16 protein-coding genes are annotated in these 17,041 nt (G+C 51.5%); 9 read left to right on the forward strand and 7 right to left on the reverse strand.

From position 1 onward, the window contains the following. Positions 1-12: 12 nt before the first annotated feature. The 6 genes from mnmE to rpmH form a co-directional block, all read right to left on the reverse strand. Complete coding sequence (mnmE, locus tag BMW55_RS03020) at positions 13-1,389, reverse strand: tRNA uridine-5-carboxymethylaminomethyl(34) synthesis GTPase MnmE (RefSeq protein ID WP_089965223.1); 1,377 nt, start codon at positions 1,387-1,389, stop codon at positions 13-15. Between the two features lie 102 nt (positions 1,390-1,491). Then, positions 1,492-2,112 (reverse strand): RNA-binding cell elongation regulator Jag/EloR, encoded by a 621-nt coding sequence (gene jag / locus BMW55_RS03025; protein ID WP_342027731.1) that lies wholly within the window; start codon positions 2,110-2,112, stop codon positions 1,492-1,494. A 5-nt stretch (positions 2,113-2,117) separates the two neighbouring features. Next, a complete protein-coding gene (gene yidC / locus BMW55_RS03030) occupies positions 2,118-2,876 on the reverse strand; it encodes a membrane protein insertase YidC (RefSeq protein ID WP_244527418.1) in 759 nt (252 codons plus the stop codon). 38 nt (positions 2,877-2,914) lie between these two features. Then, positions 2,915-3,154: a membrane protein insertion efficiency factor YidD gene (gene yidD, locus BMW55_RS03035; protein ID WP_089965228.1), complete on the reverse strand. Its 240-nt coding sequence runs from the start codon at positions 3,152-3,154 to the stop codon at positions 2,915-2,917. 27 nt (positions 3,155-3,181) lie between these two features. Then, entirely contained in the window at positions 3,182-3,538 is a 357-nt protein-coding gene (rnpA, locus tag BMW55_RS03040) for a ribonuclease P protein component (RefSeq protein WP_089965231.1), read from the reverse strand. 114 nt (positions 3,539-3,652) lie between these two features. After that, on the reverse strand, positions 3,653-3,787 hold the full coding sequence (gene rpmH, locus BMW55_RS03045) for a 50S ribosomal protein L34 (RefSeq protein WP_089965233.1): 135 nt from the start codon (positions 3,785-3,787) through the stop codon (positions 3,653-3,655). A 571-nt stretch (positions 3,788-4,358) separates the two neighbouring features. Between rpmH and dnaA the strand changes: the two genes are divergently transcribed. From dnaA to gyrA, 7 genes are all read left to right on the forward strand, one after another. Further along, positions 4,359-5,696 carry a chromosomal replication initiator protein DnaA gene (gene dnaA, locus BMW55_RS03050; protein ID WP_089965234.1) on the forward strand — a complete coding sequence of 446 codons (1,338 nt, stop codon included), beginning with the start codon at positions 4,359-4,361 and terminating at the stop codon, positions 5,694-5,696. Between the two features lie 235 nt (positions 5,697-5,931). Next, complete coding sequence (dnaN, locus tag BMW55_RS03055; RefSeq protein WP_089965236.1) at positions 5,932-7,065, forward strand: DNA polymerase III subunit beta; 1,134 nt, start codon at positions 5,932-5,934, stop codon at positions 7,063-7,065. Between the two features lie 24 nt (positions 7,066-7,089). Next, positions 7,090-7,305 (forward strand): S4 domain-containing protein YaaA, encoded by a 216-nt coding sequence (yaaA, locus tag BMW55_RS03060; RefSeq protein ID WP_089965239.1) that lies wholly within the window; start codon positions 7,090-7,092, stop codon positions 7,303-7,305. A gap of 16 nt (positions 7,306-7,321) precedes the next feature. Then, on the forward strand, positions 7,322-8,440 hold the full coding sequence (recF, locus tag BMW55_RS03065; protein ID WP_089965241.1) for a DNA replication/repair protein RecF: 1,119 nt from the start codon (positions 7,322-7,324) through the stop codon (positions 8,438-8,440). 9 nt (positions 8,441-8,449) lie between these two features. Beyond that, complete coding sequence (gene remB, locus BMW55_RS03070; RefSeq protein ID WP_089965244.1) at positions 8,450-8,704, forward strand: extracellular matrix regulator RemB; 255 nt, start codon at positions 8,450-8,452, stop codon at positions 8,702-8,704. Between the two features lie 193 nt (positions 8,705-8,897). After that, positions 8,898-10,808: a DNA topoisomerase (ATP-hydrolyzing) subunit B gene (gyrB, locus tag BMW55_RS03075; RefSeq protein ID WP_089965246.1), complete on the forward strand. Its 1,911-nt coding sequence runs from the start codon at positions 8,898-8,900 to the stop codon at positions 10,806-10,808. A gap of 41 nt (positions 10,809-10,849) precedes the next feature. Next, on the forward strand, positions 10,850-13,297 hold the full coding sequence (gene gyrA / locus BMW55_RS03080; protein WP_089965249.1) for a DNA gyrase subunit A: 2,448 nt from the start codon (positions 10,850-10,852) through the stop codon (positions 13,295-13,297). Here the strand turns inward: gyrA and BMW55_RS03085 are convergent. Beyond that, complete coding sequence (locus BMW55_RS03085) at positions 13,291-14,346, reverse strand: YaaC family protein (RefSeq protein WP_170839709.1); 1,056 nt, start codon at positions 14,344-14,346, stop codon at positions 13,291-13,293. The genes gyrA and BMW55_RS03085 overlap by 7 nt on opposite strands. A gap of 115 nt (positions 14,347-14,461) precedes the next feature. Between BMW55_RS03085 and BMW55_RS03090 the strand changes: the two genes are divergently transcribed. Further along, on the forward strand, positions 14,462-15,310 hold the full coding sequence (locus BMW55_RS03090) for an esterase/lipase family protein (RefSeq protein ID WP_089965253.1): 849 nt from the start codon (positions 14,462-14,464) through the stop codon (positions 15,308-15,310). A 222-nt stretch (positions 15,311-15,532) separates the two neighbouring features. Beyond that, positions 15,533-16,990, forward strand: a complete 1,458-nt coding sequence (guaB, locus tag BMW55_RS03095) for an IMP dehydrogenase (RefSeq protein WP_089965256.1) — start codon at positions 15,533-15,535, stop codon at positions 16,988-16,990. Positions 16,991-17,041 lie beyond the last annotated feature (51 nt).

Here is a 17,041-nt window from a genome sequence, read left to right on the forward strand (position 1 = left end):
GTTCACCCCTTTTTACTTACCTAAGCAAAACTGCGAAAAGATCTGGTCGATCAAGTCTTCGGCAACCGCTTCCCCGATGATTTCCCCCAGGTTTTGCCAGGCGTTTTTCAAATCAATTTCCACCATATCCAGCGGCACACCGGCATCAATCCCGTCGATACAATCACGGACGTTCTGTTTGGCTTTCTTCAGCAAATGAATATGTCTGGCATTGCTGACATAGGTTCCTTCCGCTGTCTCCACTTTGCCCAGCAGGAATAGGCTGGCGATCGCTTCTTCCAACTCCTCGATTCCCTTTTCTTGTTTCAGGGAGGTGGTGATCAAGGGCGTATCCCCGACAAGGGAACGGACTTCCTCCAGGTTGAGTTGGCCGGGCAAATCGATTTTGTTCACAATGACGATCGCCGTATACTGCTTCAGGATCGAGATGAGCTTCCGGTCTTCCTCGTGCAAAGGTTCGGCGTAGTTTAGCACCAGGAGCACCAAGTCGGCCTGTTCCAGCGCTTTGTGGGTTCTCTCCACACCGATCCGTTCAACGATATCCTCCGTTTCGCGAATTCCCGCCGTGTCCAGGAGGCGCAGGGGAATCCCGCGGACATTGACATATTCTTCGATCACATCGCGTGTCGTACCCGGGATCTCGGTGACGATGGCTTTATTTTCCTGGGTCAGGGCATTCATCAGCGAGGATTTCCCGACATTGGGGCGACCCACGATCACGGTGGCGATTCCTTCGCGGTAAATTTTCCCCTGGCGGGCAGTGGAGAGCAGCCGGTCGATCTCTTTTTCAATCTGCTGACAGCGTTCGCGCAAAAAGCGGCTTGTCATCTCCTCGGCATCATATTCGGGGTAATCGACGTTGACAGCCAGATGGGCCAGCGTTTCCACGATTTCATTGCGAAGTTGGCGGATCAGGCGGGACAGGCGGCCTTCATGCTGTTTCAAGGCCACTTTGGCGGCTCGATCCGTCTTCGCCCGGATCAGATCGATGACGGCCTCGGCCTGGGAGAGATCAATCCGTCCGTTCAAAAATGCCCGTTTGGTAAACTCCCCCGGCTCGGCGAGACGGGCCCCGGCCGACAGCAATGCTTCCAGGACGGCGTGAACGGGCACCATTCCGCCATGGCAACTGATTTCCACCACGTCTTCCCGGGTAAACGTGCGCGGCGCCCTCATCACCGTTACCAGCACTTCATCGATGCGCTCGCCGGTGTCGGGGTGGACGATATATCCGTAATGAACGGTATGGGTCGGGACGTCCGCCAAGGATGTTTTGCCTTTATATATCTGATCCGCGATCGGGATGGCTTCCGGTCCGCTGACGCGGATGACGGCGATTCCGCCCTCCCCCAACGGGGTTGCAATCGCGGCAATTGTATCTGTTTCCATCATTTCACCTCGATAAAGTTCCTAATTATTAATCTTAGCATACCAACATCCACCAATCAAAAGCGGCCTTACAAAAAAACTCCCCGGACAGGGGAGAATCAATTAAGATTTGAAGCTGATGACGACACATCGGTTGGGTTCCTCACCAACACTGTGGGTCGTCAGATGCTTTTCCTTTTGTATGGCATGGTGAATGATCTTTCGCTCGTTTGAAGGCATCGGTTCCAATACCACCTGTTTTTTCGTGCGGAGCACTTGTCTGGCGAAACGGTCGGCCAAAGCGGTTAATGCTTCCTCTCTCCGCTTTCTGTAACCATCGGCGTCCAGGATGAACTTTACCTGTTTGTCGGCATCCCGGTTGGCGGCAATGTTCACTAAGTATTGCAGGGAATCAAGGGTTTGTCCGCGCTTCCCGATCAAAATGCCCAGCTGATCCCCTTTCAGGTTGAGAACAACAGAACCGGAGGGATTTTCGTGCGGCTCCACCTCTACCTCCGCCTCGATGCCCATTTTTTCAACCACCTGGGTCAGGAAGGCGACCGCCTCTTCGACCGGGTCCGGGATCCGCACCACTTCCACCTTGGCCTCCCGCTTCCCAAAAAGGCCAAAAAAACCTTTGCTCGGCTGTTCCAACACCTGGATCTGAACTTTTTCGCGCGGCGCATTCAGCTGCTCAAGTGCCAGCCGGACCGCGTCTTCCACTGTTTTGGCCTGAACAACCACTTTTTTCAACGGGCGGTACCCTCCTGCGTCACATTTCCTTTTTTCGGCTTAAAAATGAGCACATACTGGAGAATGGTGAAGATGTTGCTGTACACCCAGTAAAGGGAAAGAGCCGCCGGGAACTGGTATGCCAGGAAGAAAATCATGATCGGCATGATCCAGATCATCACTTTCATCTGCGGGTTGTCCCCTGCGCCCGTTGCGATAAATTGCAGGTAGGTCGTGAATGCCGCGAGCAGCGGCAGAATAAAGTAGGGATCCGGTTTCCCCAGCTGCATGTAAAGAAAACTGGACTCGGCAATATGTTCATTTCGGATAATGGCCTGGTAGAACGCGATCAAAATCGGGAATTGGACCAGGAGCGGCAAGCAGCCGGCCATCGGGTTCACATTGTGTTTCTGGAAGAGTTTCATCGTCTCTTCCTGCATTTTTTGCTGGTTGGTTTTGTACTTTTCCCTGATTTTCATCAGCTGCGGCTGTAACTCCTGCATCGCTTTCGTGCTCTGCTGTTGTTTCCACGTCAGCGGGAAAACGGCGAGCCGGACCAGGAAGGTGACGACCAGGATCGACCAGCCGTAATTACCGAGCAGATTCTTAAACCAATCCAAAAGATCGGCGAGCGGTATGACCAGGTACTTGTCCCAAAACCCCGCGTTCTCAGGGTCCAATTTTTGGTACTGGGACGGATCCGGCGAACATCCCGCTACGAGAGCTACGGCGAAAACAAGTAAGACAATGATAGCAATCTGGCGCTGCCGTCGCACAAGAAAACTCCTCCTTAAAAAAGCATCTTTGGCCTTATCTATTTTTGAGAGCCCGATTCGTTTCTCTTTTCAGGCACGTAATCAAATCCACCGGGATGAAAAGGATGGCATTTGCAGATCCTTTTTAAAGTATACCATCCTCCCAGCCAAAAACCATGCCTCTGGATCGCGATCAGCCCGTATTCGGAACAAGTGGGGACAAAACGGCAAGTCGGCGGTTTTAAAGGCGAAATAAAGCGTCGATAAAAACGGATCAAAGCCAAAGCGACCGTTTTCAAAACGTTCCCCCCATTTGAGAGGTTTGATCAAACAGCGGGAGGATTTTGTTCAAACAATTTGGCTCTCGCAAAAACGTGCCGCAGACTGGACTTGATCTGGTGGTAGTCCAAATCTTTGGCAGGCATCCGGGCAATGATTACAATATCCGTCCGTGGCTTCATCACAGGAATCCAGTGCCGGGTCACTTCCTTGATGAGCCGTTTGATCCGGTTGCGAACCACGGCTTTTCCCAGTTTTTTGCTCACGGAAATGCCGATTCGGGACGGCCCCGGTTCCGTGCGCCGGAAAACGTACACCACAAATTGCCGGTTGGCAAAAGATTCTCCCGCCCGAAAAACCCTTCTGAAATCATTTCGCCTTTTCAGACGATATTCTTGCTGCAAAAGAAGGTCTCCTTCCATCAAACAGCCTATCAACCAACATTATGGTGAAAAAAGAGGGAGAATAAACGTCAGGTTTATAGGAAAAAAGGCCACACTTGGAAGAGTGGCCTTCGATTATGCGGATAGTACTTTTCTTCCTTTTCTTCTGCGTCTGGCTAAAACCTTGCGGCCGTTTTTGGTGCTCATCCGAGCGCGAAAGCCGTGTACGTTTTTGCGCTTGCGTCTGCTTGGTTGATATGTGCGTTTCATCGAGATCTACCTGGTCGACAGGGCGCTCACTGTCAAAAAGGCGGTTACCGATCAGCTGTTCCCGCTGACGGGACAGTGAGGCACACCAGGGTTCCTCCCTTCTATATGAAATATATCAAACGTCCATCGACGACAATCCCCATCATTATAGCGGTATTTTACTTAAGATGTCAAGAAAAGGGACCGCAACAGTTTTTCCTTATCCACATGTGGATAACTATTTTCCTGTCCACATGTTATCCTGTCCGAATCCTCCGTTTATCCACAGTATCCACCGGTGTGAATAAGTGATTCCCCACAGGCTGTGAATTGTGGATAACTATACATTTTTCGTTGTAAATACTGGTATCTTTTGATATTCTATGTTTGTTTCCTCAGTGGATAAGTGGGATTCCCCGACAAGTTTATCCACAAGTTGTGGATAACTGTGTGAGTATCTATCCACAGCTTGTGGAAAAAATCATCCACAGGCTGTGGAAAATGTAGATAACTACCCCGATCAGGCATGTGGCTTGTCTTTTTCCTGTGAATAAGTAAAAAGAATACATTTGGATCGGAAGGAGGTAATTCTGTGTCCAATATCCAAGATTTATGGGCGCGAACATTAGATGTCATGCAAGAAAAAATAAGCAAGCCCAGTTTTGAGACCTGGCTGAAATCGACAGAAGCGGTTGATCTCCGGGACGATACACTCGTCATTTCAGCCCCCAACGACTTTGCCCGCGACTGGCTGGAATCCCGATATGCCGAACTCATCCGCCAAACCCTGCGGGAAGTCACCGGGTCCGTGATCGGTGTCAAGTTCATCAGCCATGAAGAACAAGATACCGGCCCCTCGGACGAAGAAACCGAGATCGTCGGCGAGGAAGCGGAGCCTCCCAAAACCCAACTCAATCCGCGCTATACGTTTGACACATTCGTCATCGGATCGGGCAACCGGTTTGCGCATGCGGCTTCGCTCGCGGTGGCGGAAGCACCGGCCAAAGCGTATAACCCCTTGTTTATCTACGGGGGAGTCGGTTTGGGAAAAACCCATCTGATGCATGCGATCGGTCATTATGTGCTGGGCCATACTCCCTCCAGCCGGGTCGTCTATCTCTCATCGGAGAAATTTACCAACGAGTTTATCAACTCCATCCGTGACAACAAAACGATCCAGTTCAGAAACAAGTACAGATCTGTGGATATCCTGTTAATCGATGATATTCAGTTTCTCGCCGGAAAAGAACAGACACAGGAAGAGTTTTTCCACACGTTTAACGCACTTCATGAAGATAATAAACAGATCATCATCTCCAGCGACCGTCCGCCCAAGGAAATCCCCACTCTCGAAGACCGGCTGCGCTCCCGTTTTGAATGGGGACTCATCACGGATGTCCAACCGCCTGATCTGGAGACGCGGATTGCCATCTTGCGCAAAAAGGCGATCGCTGATAACTTGGATGTCCCCGGCGAAGTGTTGGCATTTATCGCCGACCGCGTGGATACGAACATCCGCGAATTGGAAGGTGCATTGATTCGCGTCGTCGCTTACTCAGCCTTGATGAATCAGCCTGTTACCCCTGAATTAGCCGCTGAAGCGCTGAAAGATATTATGCCCGATTCGCGTCCGAGAGTGATCAGCATTCAGGAAATCCAGCAGGAAGTGAGCGCTTATTACCGGTTGCGGGTAGACGACTTAAAAAGCAAAAAGCGAACCAAAACCGTCGCTTTCCCCAGACAGATCGCCATGTACTTATGCCGGGAACTCACCGATTACTCACTGCCGAAGATCGGGGAAGATTTCGGCGGACGCGATCACACGACCGTGATCCACGCCCATGAAAAAATCAGCCGTATACTCGAGGATGATCCCCAATTGCAACAAGCGATCAACGAATTAAAAAAGCGAATCTCACGCGGCACTTGAACCCGTTGTGAAACCTGTGGACAACCTTGACCAGCCTATGCACAGCTTATCCACACCGTGTATAGGCTGTCCTGCTTCATTCAGACGGGTTTTCCACATTATCCACAGGCCTTACTACTATGACTGCTATTTTTTACTTAAAAAATAATAAATATATGAGCGGGCAGTCGTCATTATTCCATTTTATCCCCAGAACCTGTGGATGAATCCTTACTTTGTCTCAAGGAGGATGTCTATGAAACTGCGTGTAATTAAATCAGCATTAGTAGATGCTGTCTCCCACGTTTCAAAAGCCGTCTCGCAAAAAACAACCATTCCGATCCTGACCGGGATCAAAGTGGCTGCAGACGAACAGGGCCTGGTTTTAACCGGGAGCAACTCCGACATTACCATTCAGGTTCGTGTTCCCAAAAAAAAGGGTGAAACCGACCAGGTCTTTGTGGAAAAAACGGGTCAAGTTGTTTTGCCGGGAAAAATATTTGGAGATATTGTACGTAAACTCCCCGGCGACGAAGTAGAATGGATTGTGAATGAACGTTTTCAAACGACGATCCGTTCCGAACAAGCCGAATTCCAGCTGAATGGCCTCGACCCGGATGAATATCCGCGCCTCCCGCAACTCCTTCAGGAGCAAATGTTCTCCATCTCGGCCGATACGCTCAAATCGTTGATCCGGCAAACCGGCTTTGCCGTCGCCGTAAATGAAGCACGCGGAGTGCTCACAGGAGTCTTAATGCAACTGGAGTCGGGAATGCTTACTTGTGTAGCCACCGACAGCCACCGCCTGTCGCGCCAACAAGCCGCCGTGGAAGGTTCGGAAGAACTTACGCTCAAAAATGTGATCATTCCGGGTAAAAGCTGGTCTGAACTGGCCAAAACCTTAACCGACGCCACCGGATATGTGGATATCATCGTCGCCGATAACCAGATATTGGTGAAAACGGAGGAATTGGAGTTTTATTCCCGCCTATTGGATGGCTCCTATCCGGATACCAACCGTGTGATCCCCCCCGGAGGAGAGACCCAATTGATTTCTTCCACCCGCGAATTATTACAATCCGTTGACCGGGCATCACTCATCAGTCGGGACGGACGCGACAATGTGATAAAATGGACGATGAAAGACGGCAAGGTGGAGGTCAACTCAGCCGCTCAGGATATCGGAAGCGTCACGGAAGAAGTGATGGCCAAGGTGAGCGGACCGGAGCTGTCCATCTCGTTCAATGCCCGGTACATGATGGAAGCGCTCCGATCCATCGAAAGCGAAGAAATATGCATTCAATTCACCGGAACGATGACCCCGTTTTTGATCAAGCCGGTGGACCGTGAGGACTCCCTCCACCTGATCGTTCCGATTCGCACGCGCTAACCGTCCGACAGGAGGAATCCATCTGTGCGACAATTGATGATAGACGGACCGTATATCACGCTTGGCCAACTCCTCAAGAAGCTGGATGTGATCGACAGCGGCGGCCAAGCCAAGCACTTTTTGCACGAATTCGAAGTCAAAGTCAACAACGAAGTGGAACGGAGACGAGGAAGAAAGATTTATCCGCAGGATATTGTGGAGATTGCCGGGCATCCCGCAGTCCAAGTGGTCGAAGGTTAAAAGGGAGGCTTGAGCTTTGCGGGTTGAGTCCTTGGAGTTAAAACAGTACCGGAACATTGCACAGCTTGAGCTCGCCTGCCCGGAAGAGCTCCATCTGTTTGTCGGACCCAATGCCCAGGGAAAAACCAACATTCTGGAATCCTTTTATGTGCTCGCCTTGGGGAAATCACACCGGACACGTTCTCACAAAGAATTGATCCGCTTTGGGGAGCACCGGGCCACCCTCAAGGCGAAAGTGAAGAAGGATGAGCAGTTGCTGCGCCTGGAAGTGCAGTTGTCGGAAAAAGGGAAGAAGGTGAGCCGAAACGGAGTGGAGCAACCGAAGTTGAGCCGCTATATCGGCTCTCTTCCCGCCGTGTTATTCGCACCGGAAGATTTGGCGATCGTCAAGGGCAGCCCGCAAATCCGCCGCCGCTTTTTGGACATGGAGATCGGCCAGGTGAGTCCGGCGTATGTCCACAATCTGACTCAACTGGGAAAACTCCTCTCACAGCGCAACAGTTTGCTCAAGCAGCTGGCTCAGAAAAGAGTTTACCAGTCCGAGCTCTTGGAAGTGTTAGATGACCAACTCATTCAACTATCGGTGCACATTTGGAAAAAGCGCTACCGCTTCCTCGATTCCTTATCTGAGTGGGCGAAGAAGATCCATTGGGCCATTACGCAGGATAAGGAAGAACTTGCGGTTGAATACTTGCCGTCAGTGGCGATTTCCCCCCGGATGGAAGACGGGGACTTGGCCGAATCCCTGCGAGGAGAACTAAAGCGTTTGCGCGAAAAAGAACTGATGCGCGGGACCACTCTCATCGGTCCCCACCGCGATGACCTTCGCTTGCTGGCAAACGGGTTGGATTTGCATACGTTCGGTTCACAGGGGCAACAGCGTACCGCTGCTTTGTCCCTCAAATTGGCGGAAATCGAATTAATCTATCAGGAGACTGGTCATTATCCTATTTTATTGTTGGATGATGTGTTGTCCGAGCTGGATGACTCGAGAAAAACCCACCTGTTGGAGGCGATCCGCGGTCGTGTGCAAACCTTTGTCACCACGACCGGGTTAGACGGCATTGATGCAGAAACACTGACAAGAGCCCGGATCTACCAGGTTAGGCAAGGGACGATACAAGAACAGGGGTGAGCGGAACAGGTGTTTATCCACCTAGGCGGGAACCGGATGATTCGGATTCGTGAAGTGATCGCTATCTTGGATGCGGGAGCCCAGCGAACCCAAACTGTCACGGACCCTTTGATTGAAGCGGCAATGAAGGAAGGCAAAATGGAACAAATCTCGCCGGAGGAGATCAAATCCTATGTGATTACCGATGATAAGGTATATGCATCACCGATTTCCTCCGTTACGCTGAAGAAGAGAGCAGACTTCCACCTCAAACAATGGAAGTAGCCGACGGGTCTCATCCGTTTTCATGGCGGGTCGGCAAACCGGGATGAACGTGAAAGTTGATACCCTCGCTCTGATATCTTTTTCCGAGTCTGTTCCGATGGAGTCGGAAGCTCCTGGCTTACTTTGCTGACATTGACACTTACACAGAGAAAGGATATCTGTGTGATATAGGAAAGAGAGCAGGTGACGAAGAGTGGCCGTTCAAAAAACGAACTACGATGAAACACAAATTCAGGTGCTGGAAGGGTTAGAGGCGGTTCGCAAAAGACCGGGGATGTATATCGGCTCAACCTCCAGCCGCGGACTTCACCACCTGGTGTGGGAAGTGGTAGACAACAGTATTGACGAAGCGCTGGCCGGACGTTGCGACACGATCCAGGTGATCGTCAACGAGGACAACAGCGTTACCGTCATTGACAACGGAAGCGGGATTCCGGTCGGGATCCAGCCGCAAACGGGACGCCCGGCCGTCGAAGTCGTGATGACGGTTTTGCATGCCGGCGGAAAATTTGGCGGCGACGGATACAAATTTTCGGGCGGTTTGCACGGAGTAGGGGTGTCCGTGGTCAATGCCCTCTCTGAATGGCTGGAAGTGGAAGTGAAACGGGAGGGGAAAATCCATCGTCAAAGCTACCGGAAAGGCGTCCCGGAGACAGATTTGCAGGTCATCGGGCAAACCGATGAAACCGGAACTAAAATCACCTTCAAACCGGATAAGGACATCTTTACGGAAACGACGGTATTTGATTATGACATTCTGCAAAACCGCCTGCGCGAGCTGGCCTTTTTAAACCGGGGCGTCAAAATCATCCTGGAAGATAAACGCGGTGAAGGAAAATCCCAGGTTTATCAATACGAAGGCGGAATCCAATCCTTTGTCGAACATTTAAACCGAAACCGTGAAGTGCTTCATTCCCCGCCCATCTATATCCAGGGGGAAAAAGAGACGATTCACGTGGAAATCGCCATGCAGTACAATGACGCGTATACTTCCAACATCTATTCCTACGCCAACAATATTCACACCCATGAAGGCGGAACGCACGAATCGGGCTTTAAATCGGCATTGACGAGGGTGATCAATGATTATGCCCGCCGCAACAATCTGCTCAAAGATAGCGATGGCAATTTGACCGGAGACGATGTGCGCGAAGGTCTGACAGCGATCGTCAGCGTCAAGATTTCAGACCCCCAGTTTGAAGGACAGACCAAAACCAAACTGGGCAACAGCGAAGCGCGGACAGCCACCGAGCAGTTATTCGCGGAGCACTTTCAAAATTTCCTTGAAGAAAACCCCTCTGTGGCCAAAAAAATCATCGGCAAAGCGGTGACGGCAGCACGGGCGAGAGAAGCCGCCCGAAAAGCGCGCGAACTGACGCGGAGAAAAAATGCGCTGGAAGTGAGCTCTCTTCCCGGGAAACTGGCGGATTGCACATCCCGCAATGCCGCTGACAGCGAATTGTACCTGGTCGAGGGGGATTCCGCCGGAGGTACCGCAAAACAAGGGCGGGACCGGATGTTTCAAGCTATTCTTCCCTTGAGGGGTAAAATTATCAACGTGGAAAAAGCACGATTGGATAAGGCGTTGTCCAACGAAGAAGTGCGTACGATCATCACGGCGCTCGGAACGGGAATCGGAGATGATTTCAATATTGAGAAAGCCCGTTACCACAAAATTATCATCATGACCGATGCCGATGTGGACGGAGCGCATATTCGCACCCTGCTCCTCACCTTCTTTTACCGCTATATGCGCCCGCTGATCGAAAAGGGGTATGTCTACATCGCCCAGCCGCCTTTGTATAAGATCGTACAGGGGAAAACGATTCGCTATGCCTATAATGACCGCATGAAGGATGAAATCATCAAGGAGATGGAAGGAAAAGGAAAGATCGAGGTGCAGCGTTATAAAGGTTTGGGAGAAATGAACGCGGCGCAGCTCTGGGAAACCACCATGGACCCGGAAAGCCGCACCTTGCTGCGGGTTTCTCTCGACGACGCGATGGAGGCAGATCAGGTATTTGAGATGTTGATGGGAGACCGGGTGGAGCCGCGGCGTGATTTTATCCAAGAGTACGCCAATCAGGCTACCCTGGATGTATAATGGGCAAGTCGTTTGTCGGTAGAGCGGGGAGTGAGTAATAAGTGGCAGAAAGAGAACGGATTCAAGCGGTTAACATTAGTGAAGAGATGAAAACGTCCTTTTTGGACTATGCGATGAGTGTCATCGTCAGCCGCGCGTTGCCCGATGTTCGTGACGGGCTGAAGCCGGTGCACCGGAGAATTCTGTATGCGATGTACGAATTGGGGATGACTCCGGACAAACCGTACAAAAAATCGGCCCGCGTCGTGGGGGATGTGATTGCCAAGTTCCATCCCCATGGCGATGCGGCGGTATACGATGCCATGGTCCGGATGGCCCAGGATTTCTCCTATCGCTACATGCTGGTGGACGGTCACGGGAACTTCGGTTCGATCGACGGCGATGCTCCTGCGGCGATGCGTTATACCGAGGCCAGAATGGCTTCGATTACATTGGAACTGCTCAGGGATATCCAAAAAGATGTCATCGATTTCGGGCCAAACTACGACGGCACGCTGGACGAGCCTCTCGTCCTCCCCTCGCGTTTTCCCAATCTGCTAGTCAACGGAGCGGCGGGAATCGCGGTCGGAATGGCCACCAACATTCCGCCCCACAACCTCAGGGAAGTGATTGACGGCATCCTGCTCATGATCGACAACCCTGAGGTCAAAGTGGAAGAATTGATGAAAGTCATCAAAGGTCCCGATTTCCCGACCGGAGGAATTATTCTGGGACACGAAGGAATCCGCAAGGCTTACCGTACCGGTCGGGGAAGCATCCAAATCCGTGCCAAAACCCGCATGGAAGAAGCGGGGAACGGAAAGATGCGGATCGTGGTGGAAGAGCTTCCGTTCCAGGTGAACAAAGCGAAGTTGGTGGAAAAAATCGCCGAGCTTGTCCGCGATAAAAAGGTGGACGGGATCACCGATCTTCGCGACGAATCGGACCGCAACGGAATGCGCGTGGTCATCGAGCTGCGACGGGATGTCAACCCGAGGGTCGTGCTCAATAACCTGTATAAACATACCGCCTTGCAGACCAGTTTCGGGGTCAATATGCTGGCTCTCGTCGACGGGCAACCCCGCGTGCTGAACCTGAAGGAGATGATCCATCATTACCTGGAGCACCAGGTAGAGGTCATCAGGAGACGGACACAATTCGACCTCAACAAGGCTGAAGAGCGTGCTCACATCCTGGAAGGTTACCGGATCGCACTGGATCACATTGACGAAGTGATCGCGCTGATCCGCGGTTCACGAACCACGCAGGAAGCCAAAACAGGATTGATGGAGAAATTCGGGCTCAGCGAGAAACAGGCCCAGGCCATCCTGGATATGCGGCTCCAACGGTTAACCGGTTTGGAAAGGGAGAAAATCGAATCCGAGTACCAGGAGCTGCTGAAAACCATTGCAGAACTGAAGGCCATCCTGGCGGACGAAGCAAAAATCCGCGGAGTGGTTCGCGAAGAGATCACGGAGATCAAAAATAAATTTGGAGACGAAAGACGGACCCTGATCAAAGTGGATGAAGACAACATCGTCGAAGAAGATCTCATCCCCGAAGAGGAAGTCTCCGTTCTCCTCACCCATCGCGGCTATATCAAGCGGATGCCGCTTTCCACTTACCGGGCGCAAAAGCGCGGAGGCAAAGGGGTTACCGGAATGGGGACGCGCGAGGACGATTTTGTGCAAAACCTGTTTGTCACCCATTCTCACAATCATTTGCTGTTCTTCTCGAACAAGGGGAAAGTGTACCGGCTGAAAGCTTATGAAGTGCCCGAGTTCGGACGTGCGGCCCGGGGTACGCCGATCATCAACCTGATTCAAATCGACCAGAACGAGCATATTTATGCCGTAATTCCGGTCAAGGAATTTACGGATGACAAATATCTCTTCTTTGCCACCGCTCACGGAGTGGTGAAAAAGACTTCTCTTTCCGAGTTTGAAAATATTCGGCGCAACGGCTTGTTTGCCATCAATTTGCGCGACGGGGATGAGCTGGTCGGCGTTCGCTTGACCGACGGGGATCAGGAAGTGATTATGGGCACCAAACAGGGAATGTCCATCCGATTCCATGAATCGGAAGTGCGGGAAATGGGACGTTCCGCGACCGGGGTCAAGGGAATCACTTTGTCCGAAGACGATCAGGTGATCGACATGGATATCGTCATCCCTGACAAGTATGTGTTAATTGTCACCAAAAACGGTTACGGAAAACGGACTCCGATGGAGGAATACCGTATCCAATCCAGGGGAGGCAAAGGGATTAAAACACTCAGCCTCACGGAGAAAAAAGGAGAAGTGGTCGGCCACAAAGTGGTTTCCGAGGAAGAGGATTTGATGATTGTCACGCAATCCGGCATGGTGATCCGCTTAAATGTATCGGACATCTCCGTGCTCAGCCGCTATGCACAGGGAGTGAAGCTCATCACGGTAGATGATGACGAAGTCTCCACTGTGGCGCGGGTACAAATCACCGATGAAGAGGAAAATGAAACCGAGGATCAATGAACGTACAGGATCAGCTTTTCACCGGTGAGCGCGCGGAGGAGCAGTTGGGGATATTTCCGCTCCGCCAGCGATAAGAGTTGTTCCACCAACACCATTTTCTCAGAAGCATGACCCTGGATCATTTCTCCCCATAAGGGAGGATCATAGCGGCAGATCATGCTGAGCGAGAAAAGAAGCATATAGTGAACCAGTATTTCCGTCAAAGGTTCCATCGGGCGATTGTTACCCACCCAAAGGTAATAATCGCCCTTGCTGTTTTCATAAAACCAGGGATGGTCGAACCCTTTTTCCCAATCCTCCACATGACGGACATACGGATGTCTCCAAATCAGCCGGAGATGTCCTCCAGAAACAGCCGGTTCTGCCAGGGAAAATTGTGCCTCACCGGCCAAGCCGTTCAATTTGTCCAATAAAGAGCCGGTTGATACATGCAACCGGTTGAGAATCCGTTCCCCGAGCAAAAGGAGCATGCCGTCTTCCCCGTCCGGGCAGCATTCGACCGGGAAAAGGGTCTCGGCATGAAAAAGTTTTTGGTAACTGGTTTGCAGTTCCGGAATCCAGCCGAACAGCTCCTTCGGTGTATAGGATTCCCCTGTGGGAACCGGTTTTTGCATGAGCGAGGCGGCCAGAGGAAATAAACCTTCTTTTTGCACCCGAATCTCATCTTGAAAAAAACTGTAATGCTCCCGTTTTCGTTTTCGTGTGGACAAGCCGTGCCGCAAGACGGCGGTGTTTTGCGGATAATCGATGTCCCGTGTGAGGACCAGCGCTTTCAGAAGACTCATCATCCCGTAATAGAGCAGAAACGGGCGCACCCATAAGCTGTTCTGCCCCAGTGTGGCGAAAATGTTTTTGGCTTGTTTGACGTAGGCGGTAAAAGCCTGCACATTTTTAAATGCGGCGCGTTCCGGGTGCTCCATTCCCAACCGGGCGTATTTCTCTTCTAAAAACGTTCGCGCTGATCTTTCATTCTCAAAAAATAAATATTCTTCCCATATGTATTGCTGCGGTGACTCACAATAAACTTTCCGCACCGGAACCGGATTCAATCTTTTCACCTCCAACTCATCGCATTCCCTGAAAGTGATATCTCCTTTATTGTTTGAATGAAAGTTCCATGTTATAACAAAATTGGATGCGTTGAAGGGGGATCTGGCAGCAAAGATGGGGAAAAGGTTCATCCTGATGATCCTTATGCTCGTGTTGGCAGTGGCATTTGTCTCCCCGGGGATGGCGGTCACATCCAACAAAAAGTATGATCTGGTGTTGATTCACGGCTTTAACAACCGCCATCAATGGGGGGATGAATTTTTAACAGAGCTGGCTGCGAATTGGGGATCCGGCCATGTTTATGTGGTGTACAGCAATCAGTCCAACCGGGTGTGGACCAGGAAAATGGGCGGCAACACGGTCACCTTTATCGGAGAAAGAGACCATACGGCCGGCAACGGATCGATTGACGAACAAGCCCGGATCGTGGCCCGGAAAATTGATCTCCTGAAAAAGAGATACGGGCTCAGTCCGGTCATCAATATCATCGCTCACAGTATGGGCGGACTGGTTGCAAGGGAAGTGGTGTATCTTCGCCCGCACACCGTAGCCGGGCTGGTCACACTGGGGACCCCTCATCACGGGACTCCTCTTGCCGAGGAGTACGAGTGGGTCGGTATGTTTGTGCGGGGAGAGAAAGCGATTCGGGATATGACACCGCAAGCCGTGAAAGCTTTCAACCGCAAATATCCCGTGAAAGGAAGCCCCTTTTACCGAAATGGATACTTGTATACCATTTCGGGTGACGCGGACAGTTGGGGAAACCGCGGCTGGCACGGGGAGCTGGCCGTGGGGTGGACCCTCATCAGTTTAAAATATGGTGCGGATAATGACGGAGTGGTCATGGAGGGGCAGGCAACGATCCGGGGAGCTGTCCATCTCGCAACCTTTGATGCGTATGACCACTTGGATCTCATTCGTGAACCGGATGTAGCCAAAAAAGCGGCTGCCGTTCTGCCGTAACCGATGACTAAAAAAACGAAATCCGGGGGAAAACTACGGAACACACACCGGGATTCCACAGTTATCCACATTTGCACAGCAGTTATACACAAAAATTGTGGATAACTTTTTTCATCCGTGGATAAAGTTCATTGTTCGTTCCGATTTGTCATTATTGACAGGTTTCACAAGCATTGTTACACTTGCTAAAAATACTGGGGACCAAAGGGGACGAATCGATCCATGTGGGAAGAGAAATTTGTTAAGGAAGGCCTTACGTTTGATGATGTTCTCCTCATTCCCGCAAAATCGGAAGTTTTGCCGCGGGATGTATCTGTCAGCACGAAGTTGGCGGAAACCGTAAAATTAAATATTCCGCTGATCAGCGCCGGAATGGATACCGTGACGGAATCCGCCATGGCCATCGCCATAGCCCGGCAAGGCGGACTGGGAATCATCCATAAGAACATGAAGGTGGAAGAGCAGGCGGAAGAAGTCGACCGGGTCAAAAGATCCGAAAGCGGAGTGATTACCAACCCGTTCTATTTGACTCCGGAACACAAAGTGCATGATGCCGAAGAATTAATGGCCAAATACCGCATTTCGGGGGTGCCGATCGTCGATCAGAACAAAAAGCTGGTCGGCATTATCACCAACCGGGATTTGCGGTTCATCCGCAACTATTCCACCCCGATTTCCGAAGTGATGACTAGGGAAAACCTGGTGACCGCTCCGGTGGGAACGACATTGAAAGAAGCGGAAGAAATCCTGCAGCAGCACAAAATCGAGAAACTTCCGCTGGTGGACGATAACGGGGTACTCAAGGGCCTGATCACCATTAAAGATATTGAAAAGGCAACCCAATTCCCGAATGCCGCCAAGGACAGCCAAGGAAGGCTGCTGGCGGGGGCCGCAGTCGGTGTCTCCAAAGACACGATGCGCCGGGTGGCTGCCCTGGTGGAAGCGGAAGTGGATGTGATCGTCGTCGATACGGCTCATGGTCATTCGGCCGGAGTCTTGGAGACGGTGGCCGAACTCAGAAAGCGATATCCCGACCTGGTCATCGTCGCAGGAAATGTGGCAACCGGTGAAGGGACCCGCGACTTGATCGAAGCTGGCGCCAGCGTGGTAAAAGTGGGAATCGGCCCCGGTTCCATTTGCACTACCCGTGTGGTGGCCGGAATCGGTGTCCCCCAGATCACGGCCATCTACGATTGTGCGACCGTGGCGCGGCAATATGGTGTTCCGATCATCGCGGACGGCGGAATCCGTTACTCCGGAGATATTGTTAAAGCCCTCGCCGCCGGAGCTGATGCGGTCATGCTCGGCAGCATTTTTGCGGGTACGGAGGAAGCGCCGGGCGAATCCGAGATTTTCCAGGGGCGCCGTTTCAAAGTATATCGCGGCATGGGTTCGATCGGTGCCATGCAGGCGGGAAGCAAAGACCGTTATTTCCAGGAAAACGAACAAAAATTGGTGCCGGAAGGCATTGAGGGACGTGTTCCATACAAAGGGCCGCTGGCCGATACCGTGTATCAAATGATCGGCGGTTTGCGTGCCGGAATGGGGTATTGCGGTGTACGCAATTTGCAGGAACTCAAAGAAAAAACCCGTTTTATTCGCATTACCGGCGCTTCTCTGCGCGAAAGCCATCCCCATGATGTTCAGATCACCAAAGAAGCGCCCAACTATCATATGTGAGGATATTTTGTGAAAGCAGGGAAACCCCCTGCTTTTTCATTTCTTTTTTTG

This window comes from Lihuaxuella thermophila (assembly GCF_900110165.1).
Taxonomy (GTDB): domain Bacteria; phylum Bacillota; class Bacilli; order Thermoactinomycetales; family Thermoactinomycetaceae; genus Lihuaxuella; species Lihuaxuella thermophila.

What these genes read in the sequence shown, in the direction of transcription:
- rpmH (WP_089965233.1), bottom strand. Translation starts at nt 3,787, where the DNA reads ATGAAACGCACATATCAACCAAGCAGACGCAAGCGCAAAAACGTACAC.
- dnaN (WP_089965236.1), top strand. Translation starts at nt 5,932, where the DNA reads ATGAAACTGCGTGTAATTAAATCAGCATTAGTAGATGCTGTCTCCCAC.
- mnmE (WP_089965223.1), bottom strand. Translation starts at nt 1,389, where the DNA reads ATGGAAACAGATACAATTGCCGCGATTGCAACCCCGTTGGGGGAGGGC.
- guaB (WP_089965256.1), top strand. Translation starts at nt 15,533, where the DNA reads ATGTGGGAAGAGAAATTTGTTAAGGAAGGCCTTACGTTTGATGATGTT.
- BMW55_RS03090 (WP_089965253.1), top strand. Translation starts at nt 14,462, where the DNA reads ATGGGGAAAAGGTTCATCCTGATGATCCTTATGCTCGTGTTGGCAGTG.